The 13,507-nt window shown below is 63.1% G+C and carries 13 protein-coding genes; 1 reads left to right on the plus strand and 12 read right to left on the minus strand.

Going from position 1 to position 13,507, the window contains the following annotated elements; translation table 11 throughout:
* Positions 1-92: 92 nt before the first annotated feature.
* Positions 93-1,532 carry a phosphoglucomutase/phosphomannomutase family protein gene (locus ACPV0M_RS09610; RefSeq protein ID WP_425620431.1) on the minus strand — a complete coding sequence of 480 codons (1,440 nt, stop codon included), beginning with the start codon at positions 1,530-1,532 and terminating at the stop codon, positions 93-95.
* Positions 1,533-1,659: 127 nt separating this feature from the next.
* Between ACPV0M_RS09610 and ACPV0M_RS09615 the strand changes: the two genes are divergently transcribed.
* Entirely contained in the window at positions 1,660-1,791 is a 132-nt protein-coding gene (locus tag ACPV0M_RS09615) for a hypothetical protein (RefSeq protein WP_425620432.1), read from the plus strand.
* Positions 1,792-1,885: 94 nt separating this feature from the next.
* On the opposite strand, the gene ACPV0M_RS09620 is transcribed toward ACPV0M_RS09615, so the two are convergent.
* The 11 genes from ACPV0M_RS09620 to ACPV0M_RS09670 all read right to left on the minus strand — a co-directional run bounded on the left by ACPV0M_RS09620 (position 1,886) and on the right by ACPV0M_RS09670 (position 13,492).
* A complete protein-coding gene (locus ACPV0M_RS09620; RefSeq protein ID WP_425620433.1) occupies positions 1,886-2,815 on the minus strand; it encodes an NAD-dependent epimerase/dehydratase family protein in 930 nt (309 codons plus the stop codon).
* Complete coding sequence (gene galU / locus ACPV0M_RS09625) at positions 2,815-3,690, minus strand: UTP--glucose-1-phosphate uridylyltransferase GalU (protein ID WP_425622184.1); 876 nt, start codon at positions 3,688-3,690, stop codon at positions 2,815-2,817. The genes ACPV0M_RS09620 and galU overlap by 1 nt, the downstream gene beginning before the upstream one ends.
* A gap of 92 nt (positions 3,691-3,782) precedes the next feature.
* Positions 3,783-4,841 carry an MraY family glycosyltransferase gene (locus tag ACPV0M_RS09630; protein ID WP_425620434.1) on the minus strand — a complete coding sequence of 353 codons (1,059 nt, stop codon included), beginning with the start codon at positions 4,839-4,841 and terminating at the stop codon, positions 3,783-3,785.
* Positions 4,842-4,971: 130 nt separating this feature from the next.
* Positions 4,972-5,406 (minus strand): 3-hydroxyacyl-ACP dehydratase FabZ, encoded by a 435-nt coding sequence (gene fabZ, locus ACPV0M_RS09635; RefSeq protein WP_425620435.1) that lies wholly within the window; start codon positions 5,404-5,406, stop codon positions 4,972-4,974.
* 48 nt (positions 5,407-5,454) lie between these two features.
* A complete protein-coding gene (locus ACPV0M_RS09640; protein WP_425620436.1) occupies positions 5,455-7,431 on the minus strand; it encodes a DUF5693 family protein in 1,977 nt (658 codons plus the stop codon).
* 15 nt (positions 7,432-7,446) lie between these two features.
* Positions 7,447-8,616: an LCP family protein gene (locus tag ACPV0M_RS09645; protein ID WP_425620437.1), complete on the minus strand. Its 1,170-nt coding sequence runs from the start codon at positions 8,614-8,616 to the stop codon at positions 7,447-7,449.
* A 32-nt stretch (positions 8,617-8,648) separates the two neighbouring features.
* Entirely contained in the window at positions 8,649-9,086 is a 438-nt protein-coding gene (locus ACPV0M_RS09650) for a hypothetical protein (protein WP_425620438.1), read from the minus strand.
* Between the two features lie 17 nt (positions 9,087-9,103).
* A complete protein-coding gene (gene csaB / locus ACPV0M_RS09655) occupies positions 9,104-10,192 on the minus strand; it encodes a polysaccharide pyruvyl transferase CsaB (protein WP_425620439.1) in 1,089 nt (362 codons plus the stop codon).
* Between the two features lie 164 nt (positions 10,193-10,356).
* Entirely contained in the window at positions 10,357-11,109 is a 753-nt protein-coding gene (locus ACPV0M_RS09660) for a WecB/TagA/CpsF family glycosyltransferase (protein WP_425620440.1), read from the minus strand.
* Positions 11,110-11,211: 102 nt separating this feature from the next.
* Positions 11,212-12,843: a DHA2 family efflux MFS transporter permease subunit gene (locus ACPV0M_RS09665; protein WP_425620441.1), complete on the minus strand. Its 1,632-nt coding sequence runs from the start codon at positions 12,841-12,843 to the stop codon at positions 11,212-11,214.
* Complete coding sequence (locus tag ACPV0M_RS09670; protein WP_425620442.1) at positions 12,833-13,492, minus strand: HlyD family secretion protein; 660 nt, start codon at positions 13,490-13,492, stop codon at positions 12,833-12,835. The genes ACPV0M_RS09665 and ACPV0M_RS09670 overlap by 11 nt, the downstream gene beginning before the upstream one ends.
* Positions 13,493-13,507: the final 15 nt, after the last annotated feature.

Raw genomic sequence — 13,507 nt, forward strand, 5'->3', positions numbered from 1 at the left:
GATTCTCCATCCCTTAGCGTTCTTGGCGTACTTGGCGGTTATTTTTGATCCCCGTCTTGGCGGTGAACCGTGTCCCGTGTGCCCGGCGCCCGTTAAAGCCCCGCAAATTCCCTCATCGCCTGGTGGATACGCGCAAGCTCCTCCGGAGAGCCGGCTTCGGCGTAGATGCGAAAGACCGGTTCGGTCCCGGAGGGGCGGATGAGGACCCAGGCCCCGTCGTCGAACAAGAGCTTGGTGCCGTCCATCGTCTGGCAGCCGGCGACGGCCTTGCCCCCCAGTTCCCGGGGAGGCTCCCCTTTAAGTTTTTCCAAGACCTCGGCCTTTTTCGAGGGCATGGTGTGGACGTCGACGCGCCCGCTGTACGCCGGGCCGAAACGCCCGGCCACTTCCGCCAGCAGGCGGCGCAGGCTTTTGCCGTGCACGGCCACCATCTCCACGGCCAGGAGGCCCGCCATAATCCCGTCCTTTTCCGGGACATGCCCCTTGACGGACATGCCCCCGCTCTCCTCGCCGCCCACGATGCACCCGTCCATCAGGCACTGGCCGATATACTTGAAACCTACCGGCGTCTCCCTAACCTGGTAACCGTAAGCCTGCGCGATCCGGTCCAGCATGTGGGTGGTGGCCACCGTCCGGGCCGCCGGACCGGCCATGTCGCGCACCGTCAACAGGTGATAATAGACCAGGGTCAGCAATTCATTGGGTGAAATGTAGCTCCCGTCGGCATCGATAACCCCGAGGCGGTCGGCGTCGCCGTCAAGCCCCAGGCCGAGGTCGTAGCCGCCGGCCAGCACGCGTTCGCGCAAGAGTTCCAGCTTTTCCTTGCTGGGGTCGGGCAGTCTCCCGCCAAACAAGGCGTCGCGGCAGTCGTGCAGGGTCTCCACCACCACGTCCAGCCGGCGCAGGATTCTGTCCAGGTAGCCGCAGCCCGCGCCGTACAGCGGATCCGCCACAACCCTGAGCCGGGCCTCGCGTATCGCTTCCCCGTCTATCAAGGTCATAACGTGACTGATGTAGTCGTCCCGGGGGTCGATGAAACGCAAGAGGTGCTGGTAACCCTCCTTCCGCCTCAGCTCATCCAGGCGCCAGGGCTCGTCTGGCGGCGCGGCATCCCCTTGCTCGTAACGGCGGATGTTGGCTTCGATCTGCCGGGTGACCTCGGGCAGGGCCGGGCCTCCGTACTCGGGGATGAACTTGATGCCGTTGTACTCGGGCGGGTTGTGGCTGGCCGTCAGCATAACGGCGCCGGCGGCGCGGTAACGGGTAACGGCAAAGGCCGTGACCGGAGTGGGCATGGACCTGACGCCGAGCATCACCGGCATTCCCCGCGCCAGGAAAACCCCGGCCGCCGCCGCGGCGAAGTGCTCGGAGAGAAACCGGTTGTCGTACCCGACGACGATGCCCCGCGGGCCCAGTCCCCGGCCCTCTAAGTAGTCGGCGACGGCCGCCGCCACGATACGCACGTTCGCGAAGGTGAAGTCCTCGGCGATGATGCTCCGCCAACCGTCGGTGCCAAACGCTATCTTCGCCAATCAAAAACCCTCCTCACAGAGACTTTTCTAATTTTTACCCCGCGTGGGAAGGCTTATGCGTTTGAACGACGCACTGTCTGGCAATAAATGGGTTTAGAAACGCCAAGTTTCAGGAAGGGGTCAAACCATGCAATCCGAAGCCCTGCAGCGGCTCGACAAACGCAAGAAAATGCTCGAAGAATACCTCAAGAGCCTTAAACAAAAAAGAAATACACAAAATACGCACACCCGGGCCGGCGACGAAAACGTTAAAACCTAAAGACCGTTCCAAAACAGCATCGGCTCCGGGCATTAAGCTTTTGGGGTCAGGCATTTGACCGGGCGGAACACCTTTATATCCTAAAGCTTGGTGCCTAATGCTTATCGCCGGTTAAGAGGCCGATGGCGCGCAACGTCTGCGCCAGGCCCGTTTCGAGGTCGTACTGGGGCGCCCAGTTCAGCTCGGAGCGGGCCTTGCTGTTGTCCAGGTAACTGTGGCGGATGTCGCCTGGGCGCGCGGCGGCGAACGTTACGCTTGGAACGCGGCGCGTCAGGCGTTTGAACATCGTCACCAGTTGGTTGACGCTGGTGGCCCGGCCCGTACTGACGTTGAGCACCTGGCCCCCGGCGGAAGAAAAAGCGGCCAGGTTGGCCCTGGCGACGTCGTGGACGTGGATGAAGTCGCGCGTTTGCTCCCCGTCGCCGAAAACGGTCAGTTGCTCACAGCGGCGGATCCGGTCGGCGAAGACGGCCACCACGCCCCCCTCTCCCAGGGCATCCTGGCGGGGTCCGTAAACGTTGGCATAGCGCAGGACGGTGAAATCCAAGCCCCAGTGCTTTCGGAAAACGGAAAGATACATCTCCGCCGCGAGCTTGGAGATGCCGTAAGGCGACAGGGGGTAAACGGGATGGTTCTCGTCGATGGGCAGGTAGCAGGGTGTACCGTAAACGGCGGCCGACGAAGCGTAAATCACTTTGCGGACGCCGGCCGCCAGGCACATTTCCAACAGGCGGATCGTCCCGATAATGTTCACCCGGGCATCGTGTCCCGGGCGCTGCAGGGAAACAGGCACGCTGGCCTGGGCGGCCTGGTGAAACACGACTTCCGGACGGAAGGCTTCCAGTTCCCGCTGCACGGCCTCCGCGGCGATGTCGAGGAGCACCAGGCGGGCCCTCGGGTTGACGGCGTCGGGCCGGCCGCGCGACAGGTCGTCGATCACCAGGACGTCGGCCCCCTCGGCCACGAGTGCGTCGACAATGTGCGAGCCGATGAAACCGGCCCCGCCGGTCACGAGCGCCCGCACTAGCGTTCGCCCCCGCAGACGACCGACTGCAGGTAGGCGAGGAACGGCCCCCGCAGGTCCGGGCGGCCGAGGGCCATCTCTACGGTGGCCTTCAGGTAGCCGAGGTTTGAACCTACGTCGTAGCGCCGGCCGGAAAAGGCGTAACCGTACAGCGCCTCTTCCCGAACGAGCTCGCGCAGGGCGTCGGTAAGCTGGATCTCTCCGCCAGCCCCCGGCCCGGTCCGGGCCAGGAGGCTGAAAATGCGGGGCGGCAGGATATACCTGCCGATCACGGCCAGTCGGGAAGGAGCCTCCTCGACCGGCGGCTTTTCCACCAGGTCCTCGATGACGTAGACCCCAGGCCGCAGGGCCCGGCCCTTGATGACCCCGTACTTGCTGACGTCGGTCTCGGGAACCTCTTCGATGGCGATAACGCTTCCCCGTACTTCCTCATAAAGGTTAAGCATCTGCTTCAGGCAGGGCACCTCACTGACAACCACGTCGTCCCCCAGCAGGACGGCGAAGGGTTCGTTGCCGACAAAGGCTTCGGCGCAAGCCACGGCATGCCCGAGGCCCCGGGGCTCTTTCTGCCTGACGTAATAGATGTTGGCCAGCGAACCGATCGCCCTGACCGTCTCCAAGGCTTCGACCTTGCCCTTTTGCTCGAGGAAATGCTCCAGTTCCGGGGCGTGGTCGAAGTGGTCTTCGATGGCCCTCTTGCCGCGGCCCGTAATGATGAGGATGTCCGTAATCCCCGAGGCCACGGCCTCCTCAATGATGTACTGGATGGTGGGCTTATCGATAAGCGGGATCATTTCCTTCGGCTGCGCCTTCGTAGCCGGGAGAAAACGCACGCCTAAGCCCGCAGCCGGAATAACGGCTTTTCTGACCCTCATCATTATTCAAGGCACCTCCCGCACACAATGCTGGGCTGGCATATAAAAAACGCTCTGGCGAGCGTCAAACAGATTTGCTGGCATTTGCGGTCTTAAAATTCGGATTGCTTTGTCTGTACGGGTTCTGTCCTGCGGGCCCAACCCTCGCCCAGGATGCCGGCCTTGTTGGCGAGGCCGATCAGCAGGGTGGCCACCACCAGGAGCAGGAGCATGCCCTGGTCGGTGCTGAGCACGGTCAGCAAGACGGCACTGGCGCCAAGGACAAGATTAACCCCGTAGACGGTCAGCACGGCCCGACGGTGCGACAGTCCGGCTTCGAGCAAGCGGTGATGCAGGTGCTGCTTGTCGGGGTAGAAAATGGGCTGGCGGTTACGGTACCGGCGGAAGATGGCAAAGGCGGTGTCAAACAGGGGAATGCCCAGGATGACGATCGGAATCAGGATCGAGACCGCCGTGGCGCTCTTGGTGAGGCCCATGATGGCCGTTGCCGCCAGCGCAAAACCGAGGAACATCGACCCCGTGTCGCCCAGGAAGATGCGGGCGGGGTGGAAGTTGTAAGGCAAAAAGCCCAGGACGGCGACGAACAGGATCAGGCTGATCACCATGGCCGCAATCTGGCCCTCGGTCCAGGAGATGACGGACATGGTGAGCGCGGCGATAGCCGCAATGCCGGCGGCCAGGCCGTCAAGCCCGTCGATAAGGTTCACGGCGTTGGTCACCGCCACCAGCCAGAAGACGGTCAGCGGGATGCCCCACCACCCGAGGGCGATCATGCCGCTGTGCACGGGGTTCGTGATGAATTCCACCTGCAGGCCGAACGGGATCACGCTGAGAGCCGCCACGACCTGCCCCAGCAGTTTCACCTTCGGCGTCACGCCCCGCGTATCGTCGAGGATGCCCAGGGCTACGATCAGGGTCGATCCCGCCAGCAGGCCCAGGACTTCGCCAGTCAACTGCTGAGTGACGAGAATGACAAAGACAAAAGCCAGATAAACAGCCAGGCCGCCAAGACGCGGCATCGGGCTCGTGTGCATTTTACGCCGGTCGGGCAGGTCGATGGCCCCGACGCGCCCGGCCAGGCGCATCACCAGCGGCGTGCACGCGAGACTTAAGGCCCCGGCCATTAGCAGAGGGACCAGAAGACCGTCCAATTATTCTCCACTCCTGGACAAACAATCTGCACACAGTTTACCGGAATACCGAGAAATTGACAATCCTCGCAGGCAGGCGCATGAAGGCTTAAAAAGGGCGAATCGCTGATTATGGGGCAGCTATTCGCGCCTAGACGCCCGCTGAAGCTGCGGCAAACAGCAATTCAGCTTCAGCCGCCGTTTCTTCACCTACAAAGGCCTTGCCCCGGCATTTGCCGATTTTACCGCGCAGCTTCAAAATCTCTACTTCCAGGCGAAGCTCGTCTCCAGGAATAACCTGGCGCCGGAACCTGGCCTGGTCAATCCCGGCAAACAAAGGCACCTTGCCGCGGTATTCGGGCAGCCGCAGCACCGCGACGGCGGCGACTTGAGCCAGGGCCTCGATGATCAGGACGCCCGGCATCACGGGATGGCCGGGGAAATGGCCCTGGAAGAACGGCTCGTTGACGGTGACGTTTTTAATGCCCACCGCCCTTTTCCCGTCCTCGATCTCGACAATGCGGTCGACGAGCAGAAACGGATACCGGTGGGGAATGACGGCTTGGATGGCCCGTATATCAAGCATACTTATCCCTCCAAGACTAACGGTTGCCGCTGCATTATTATTATTTGCCTATTTGCCGCCGGCCTTTTTGACCACCTTCCAGCCCGGCGGCTCCATGGCGGGAAGCCGGGCGGGAGCCGCCAGTCTGTCAAACAGGCACCAGGCGGCAATCAATACCAGTCCGATCAGGGCACCCAGCCATAGCCCGTTGAACACCCGGATCAGAGAAATCTCCAGGGGCGTGTGCAGGTGGGCGAAGGTCATTACGGCCGAGATCTGCCCGATGGCGGCGAGCAGTACCAGGACCAGGTAACGCGCGTTGCGGTAACCGGTGTAAAACAGCAGCAGCAGGAGCGGGTGGCCGATGAGGAATTCCTTTGTCCGAGGTCTTACCGCCAGGGCCTGGTCGAGAAAAGCCCTGACTTTCAGCTCCAGCGGCAGGACCAGCGTCCCGGCGTCGTTCCCCGTTCTCAGGAGGTAAACGAGGCCGAAAGCGGCCAGGACCGCGCAGGCGACGGCAAACTTCACCAGGATGGGCTGGTTGAGCATCGACTCGACCTGTTGCTTGAGGTCTGCAAGCCGCCGGCCGGAGGGCAGCAGGAAGGCGAAATAGAGGGCGACGAGCAGCAGCGGCAGCAGGTGGGCCAGTTTGACACCCGAGAAAGCGTCAAGTTTCAGCATGTAGCGCGTTCCCGCCAGGGTGCCTACCAGCAGCACAGCCCCCACCAGCGAGAGACCCGTGGCCGCCGCTAAGCGGAGCAGGCTCTGCCAGGGGGATGTGCCCTGCGGCCTGACAAAGGTGATCACGCTGAGAGTCGGAAAGACAGTGGCCGCGCCCAGGGCCATCAGCTTGGCGCCGGCCGCCGCGCCCCCGTAACTCATCGCCGCCCACCCCAGGGCTGCCGCCGTTCCCAGCACCAGCCCCAGGCGCCGGAAACCGAGGCGGTCCAAGAGCAACACCCCGCCGGCGATGACGCCCAGGCCGACCAGGAAATTCAGCCATAGCGGGTAGTTCCAGCCGGGCATCCGGGAGGCGGTCCCCAGGGTCAGACCCTCGGCTTCGAGCCGGGTGGCGATACCAGAGAGGAAAGCCGCGTTTTCCGCCAGCACCCCGGTTCCACCCGCGGCAGGGTCGAAGAAAAGACGCACGACCAGGAGCCTGACGTTGCGCTCGGTGGCGGCCAGAACGTAGCGATCTGCGGCCCGCCTGACGTCGTACTTGGGCATTTCCTCGACGGCGATGGTGTGCGTCAGGACGGTGCGCTGGGCGAGCCGGCTGCCGAGGTTCTTCAGCCCTACCTGGGGGTAGAACTCGATGTCGGCCACCGGAACGCCGAGCTCCTCGAGGGCTTCGGCCAGTTCGTCGATATACGCCGGGAAGCCCGGGAGGGAAAGGTCGTTAAAGGCTACGGCCGAAAGGCCGGGTATGTTCCTGAGGTATTCCCCCAGGGCGGCAATGCTTTCAGGGGTGGCGCCCTTCCACGACCTGACTTGAACTACCGTCCTCAACCCCGCGTCGGCAACCTCTTGCAGCGGCTCACGGGGGAAACCGGTACCCATGTCCTTGAGCTGGGCAAACGGGACCGGCAGGACGGCCAGGTAAGGCCCGCCGGTATCCTCGATAAAGACGGCCCCGGGCAGCCTGGTCCGCATGAGTTCCTGCATCTGGCGGAACGTGTCCCGGTTCCAGATCACCAGGCAGGTGCTGCCGGGAGAGACCTGCCCGACCGCCGGACCTATGGCGGGATAACGGACAAGCTCGCTGCCCCGGCAGACTTCGAAAAGACCGCCCACACGCCCCTCTTCAAGGGACGGTTCCTTGAAGAAGACGGTGGTGACGCCGGCCTCCTTCAGTTCCGCCAGTACCTCGCTGAAGGGCCTGCCTTCGGCCGCGGCCATGAAGGCGGCCTCGTCATAGAACACGGCGATCTCGACCTGGTTGAAGCCCCGCTCGATGCCGATCCTCTCCCGGGCCAGGTAGCAGCCGGCCGCGACGGCTGCCAGGATCACTGCCGCGGTAAGTGCGTAGAGTATGCGCGTATACATCTGTTCGTGTTCCTCCTAGTTCCCGACGGGGGGCAGCGTCCCCCAGTCAGGGATGGCGCCGCCGTTGCCTGTCTGCCCGCCCCCGCCGGCGGGACCGCCGCCGGACGGCGGGGGTTCCTGGGACTGACTGCCGTCGTCGGGCACGATGATCACCGGAACCTGATCGGCGGGAGGCGGCGCAGGTTCATTGCCGGGATGCTGCTCAGATGCCGGGGGCTCGGGTTCCTTGACCGTTTCCTTTGGCGCCGCCGGCGCAACAGTGCTTGGAGGCGGCGGGGGGTTTATGTCGGCCACCTGTTCCCCGTTGACAAGCCGGGCCGCCACGTCCTTGGCCAGCGCGGGATCGACGTACCAGTAACTGCCGCCCTTGATCTCGGCGGGGTAGCCCGGAAGGGTCGCCGACACCATTTCCAGCCCTTCCATCTGGCGGGCCACTCCCGCCCAGCGGGCCATCTCACGGACGCTCATATTCGTCTGGATACATTTACGGAGCTCGGGCACCAGCTTGGGCAGCTTGGCGATCGTTTTGGTCTGCATCATTTCCTGGGCCAGCGCCTTGAGGAACTTCTGCTGTATTTCGGTACGGGTGATGTCGCCCATGGGGTAATCCCTGTAACGGACGTACATCAGGGCCTTCTTCCCGTCGAGGCGCTGTACGCCTTTTTGCAAGTTGATGGAGTACCCGTCGCTTTCGTGGTGGCGCATGTCCTGCTCGACGTCGATGGTCACGCCGCCCAGGATGTCGACGATCCTCTCAAAGCCCTGAAAGTCGGTGACCATGTAATAGTCAATGGGCTGGCCGATCAACTCCGTAACCGTGCGCTCGGCCAGTTCGGGCCCGCCGAGAGCCGTGGCGGCGTTGATCTTATCGGTGCCGTAACCCGGAATCTCCACCCGCGTATCGCGGGGAATGGACAATAAGGCCACGCGCTGCTTCTCGGGGTCGGCGCTGACGAAAAGAATGGTGTCGCTGCGGGCCATTTTCTCCCCTTCCCGGCTGTCAACCCCCAGGACGAGCAGGTTCATCCGGCCCTTAACGACGCTGTCCGGATCGTCGCTGTCGCTTAACCAATCAGGAAAAAGGTAGGGGATGATGACGTTGGCCGCAACCCAGTAAACTCCCGTAAATACCAGCAGTACGGCCAGCACGACGGCGGCCAGGCGCTTACCATTCAGCTTACGCATATTTCTCTCGCTTCCAAAAACGTTCTCGGTGTCTACTTCAATTCAACGGAACCCCTGTACATAACCACGACGGCAGTGGAAGCCTTCAGCCCGCGCCCGTCCTTGGGCACCAGCAGCAGGTGGTTGGCCGTCACCGCTTGGCCGGCGGCAAGGTTTGTCCCCGAGGTCAGGTCGGCGATGCCGCTCCGGCTGGGGTCCGATACCGTGGCCTTGCCCGCCCGGACGATCAGCTCGGTCCCGCCCCTCGCTTCCACCGTCTGCCCCGGCGCGACGTTGTCAATTCTCCAGCCGCCCCCGCCGCCCTGCTGCCCCAGGAGCTTATTCACGTATTCTTCAACAAAGCTCTTGGTCACCAGGGGGTCCTGCGCGCTGCCCGGGCCCGAAAGCGCGGCGGCGGCCTTGTATCCTCCGAGGAACAGGCAGCCCCCGGCGATGATCCCGATTACCGCCAGTACCGGAGTACGACGCATAGAGAAACCCCTCCCTATCAGATCAAATTCAGCGCCAGCTCAGCCGTCAGCCGCGCCTCCTTGCGCAGGGCTTCCACCCTTCGCGCGACCTGCTCCCTGAGCGCCTCCGAGTTCTCAATCACATATTCCACCTGGTCCTGCAGTGCGCCGAGCGTGAGCCCCTCGACCGGGACGGCCGTCGGCAGCCCCAGGCGCCCGAGGAACTGCCCCACCTTGGGGTCGTAAGCAATGGCGACAGGAGGCACCCCGGCCAGGGAGGCGAACACGAGAAAGTGCAGCCGCATCCCGACGGCCAGGTCCAGATGGGCACACATCCCAGCCAGTTCTTCAACAGACATTTCGCCGGCGATGACCTTGACCCCTGCCTTCGCCCGGGAGGCGACTTCCTGGCAGACTTCACGGTCGACGTCGCGGTGAAACGGCACGAGCACGACGCGCCACCCTCGGGCGTCCAGCCAGTCGGCTAGACCGGCGATCGCGGGAATAACCGTTTCCCGCCCGGCCCAAGGGCGGACCGAAATGCCCGCCAGCTTTCCCGGCTGAAGACCCAGCCCGGCCAGGACCCGCCGGCCCTTTTCCAGCCATTCGGGCTTGAGTTCCAGGCCGAGCACCGGGTCGGCCGTAACCTTGACCGGCGGTTTGTTGACTCCGACGGCTTTCAACAGTTCCCTGGACTCCTCGTCCCGAACGGTGATCATGTTCACGCGATTAAGGACCGCGCGGGTCAGCGCCCTGCCGGCCCTGCTCCGCAGGGGGCCGATGCCCTGGGCGTAAAGAAAGATCTTGCGCCCCATAAGGCGCGCCAGGACCATCAAACCAAGGTAATACTGCAGGCTGGCCAGGCTCGTCGTGTCTTGCAGGAGCCCTCCCCCGCCGCTGACAAACAGGTCGGTATCGCGCATCGCGCCGGCGACCGCCCTGGGGTCGGCGCGCCGGACGGCAGCCACGCCGTAAGTCCGGGCGGTATGCGCCGGATCCTGGGACAGCACCGTGATCTCCACGTCCGGCCGCCGGGCGCGAAGCCCGTCGACCAGCGCGTAGAGGATGGCCTCGTCACCGGCGTTGTGAAAGCCGTAGTATCCCGAGACTAGCACTTTGGGCGGCAAGTCAGCTATCATTCCTTCTTCGTTGCTAAACCGTTGCCTGCTCCTATTTGGACTTAGGACATAAGATGTAAATATAGGGAGTTAGCAGTTATTTCTAACATCTAACTTCCTACGTTCTCTACGTCTTACTTCTTACTTAACTTCCTACGTCCTATGCCTTGTTTTTACGCCTTGGAGCGGTTTCTTCGTCCTGGAGTACGGTAACGCCACAGTACCATTAGTATAAACTTCGGGAGCACCATTTGCCGGCGCCAGCGGCGGGGTTCCCGTAATAACCTTCCCAGCCACTCGAGGTGGAGCTTCCGGAGCCAGGCCGGGGCCCTCTTCACCTTGCCGGCCAGGACGTCGAAGCTGCCCCCCACGCCCATCACCACGGGCACGCCCAGATCCTGGAGGTATCTGGCCCCCCACAGCTCCTGCTTGGGCGCTCCCAGACCCAGAAAAAGCAAATCCGGGGCGGCGGCCCGCACTTTTCCAATAATCCTGTCGTCTTCCCCAGTTTCAAAATAACCGTGGTGAGTCCCGCAAATGACCAGGGATGGCCAGCGCTCCCTGGCCTTTTCGGCGGCCTCCTCGGCCACCCCCGGGGCGGCCCCGAGCAAAAAAACGCGCCACCCTTTCGCGCTCGCCCTTTCCAGCAGGGCCAGCATCAAGTCGATCCCCGTGACGCGTTCGGGCACGGGCCGGCCGGCCAGCCTGGCGGCCCAGACGATGCCGACCCCGTCCGCCGTGACAAGGGCGGCGCCGTTGGCGATGTCCAGGAGCAGGGGCTCCCTCTGCGCCCGGTAGAGATACTCCGGGTTCATGGTTATAACCTGGCTGGGATGCCCTTTTGTGACAAGAGCCGTGACCACTTCCAGGGCTTCGCGCATGCTCAGGGCGTCGATGCGCGCGCCCAGCAGGGATGTCGTTGGCATTTAGGCCTCCGCAAACTGTCTTGTAGCAATATCCTGGACTTCTTTCGACCAGAAGCCGGACTTCCCTGCCGACAATTAATGACAAAGCGGAAACGAGAAAAGTTAGAATTCGGCAACCGCCGGCGCGCCGCCGGGCTTACCGTTGGGAGGAGCGTGTCCCATCCCGGACTCGGCCGACCGCCGGGCGGCTTCAACCCTGCCCTTCGTCAGCACGACGACGGTGGGCAGAGCCAGGACGGCAAAGAGGATGGAGAAGACAAAGGTATCGTTGATGGCCAGGACGGCGGCCTTTTGCTGCAGCATCCCCCAGAGAGCCTGCGGGGCGATGAGGTGGGCCATGCCGCCCAGTCCCGCATTTCCCAGGTGAGAAGCTATCTGCTGCTGGGCGATAACGTTGCCGGGCAGCGCCGGGTCCGTGGTTTCGGCCAGGCGCGCCGCGTGAAACACCTGGCGGTTGGTCATGACATAGGTCAGAACGGCGATGCCGAAAGAGGCCGAAATCTGGCGGAAGACGTTGCTGATTGCGGAAGCTCTCCCGACCATCATGTGCGGGACGGCGTTCATCCCGGCGGTCATCACGGGCATCATCGTCAGTCCCAGGCCGACGCCGCGCAAAACCAGCCAGGACTGAAGCTCCCGGATCGACGAGTTGACGTCGAGCTGTCCCAGCTCGTACGTCGTCCAGATAAGGAGGATAAGTCCGAATGCGGCCAGGGGCGTGGCCCCGACCTTGTCGAACAGCCTCCCGCTGATGGGCATGATGAAACCGCTGATCAGGGCCATGGGCATGATTATCAGGCCGGTCTGCATCGGAGTGTAGCCCTGTACCGACTGGGCAAAAATGGGCACCAGGAACACGGTGGCGAACATCGTGATGGAGATCAGGCAGGTCGCCAGGATGCTGACCGCAAAGATCCCGTTGCGCAGGAGCCTGATGTCCAGCATAGGCTGGGGCACGATCAGTTCCCAGACGGCGAACAGGGCCAGAGAAAAGAGGGCGACCGTGAAGAGGGTGACGATATACTGGGATCCCCAGCCCTCGCTCGGCCCCTCGCTCAAGCCCAGGAGGACGCAGAAACAGCCTATGCCGCAGAGGATGAAGCCCGGATAGTCGAACGTCAGCCCCTCCTGGCGCTCCGTTTCGGGAACGAACAGGTAGCTCAGGTAGACGGCGATGATCCCGACGGGAAGGTTGATGTAGAAGATCAGCCGCCAGGAGAAGTTGTCGACCAGGTACCCGCCCAGCGTCGGGCCGATGGCGGGGGCGACGGTCATGGTCAGGCCCCAGATGCCCAGGGCCATGCCGATTTTTTCCCGCGGCACGATTTTGTAGATGATGGCCATGGACAAAGGAATGACCATGCCGCCGCCGATGGCCTGGAACCCCCTGGCGACCACCAGGGAGTCGGTATTCCAGGAAAACCCGCAGAAACCCGAGGAAACCGTAAAGAAGGCCAGGGCTAAGATGTAGATCAGCTTGTAGCCGTACCGGTCGCCGAGGTAACCCGTGATCGGGATGACCACCCCGCCGACCAGGAGGTAGATGGTCATGACCCACTGGATCTCGTCGAAGCTGCTGTTGAAAATGGCCATGATCCGGGGCAGGGCCACATTGACGATGCTGGCGTCCAGGATGCCCATGAAGGTGCCCAGGACAAGCACCAGCAACGGCCCCCACGGGACTTTTCCGTCGGGAACGGCCCCGTTTTTAATAACCGCACTGTTAACGGACATGGATCCTTACCTTTACATTCAGGCCGAGACGCAGGTCCCCGCCGTGGGGGTCCTTAATGAGGATCTTGACCGGGACGCGCTGCACCACCTTGGTAAAGCTCCCGCCCGTGGTGCGCGTCGGCAGCAGGGAGAAGGTGGAGTTGGCGGCCTCGCCGATACTCGCAACCGTCCCGCGGAAAACCCGGCCGGGAACCCCGTCCACCCACAGGTCGACTTTCTGGCCGGGGCGGACCTTGGCCAGCTTGGTTTCCTCGATGTTGGCGGTAACGTAAACGTCGGCGGGGTCGGCAAGCATGATGACCGACTGCCCCGGGGCGGCGACCTCGCCCGCGTTCCCGAGCTTTTTGATAACCACGCCGCTGATCGGCGCCCTGATCACGGCCAGGTCGGGGTTGGCCCCCGGGGCCAGGGCCACGTCGTCCTGGCGGGCCACGACTTGCCCGGCCGCCACCCGGTCTCCCTCTTCGACCGAGACGTCGAGCAGCTCCCCGCTGATGCGGGGGGCGACCTTGATAATCGTCCCGTCGATGTAAGCGTCCTCGGTGATCACATAGTTCGCGTTCATGTACCAGTAATAGAAAGTGACCCCGCCCAGGGCGACCAACATGAGGACAGCGACTGCTCCAAAAATGGCTTTACCCTTCTTCACGCGCATTCCCCCAAA

This window comes from Desulfosceptrum tomskiensis (assembly GCF_049818055.1).
In the GTDB taxonomy this organism is placed as follows: Bacteria; Bacillota; Desulfotomaculia; order Desulfotomaculales; family JASEER01; genus JBFLVT01.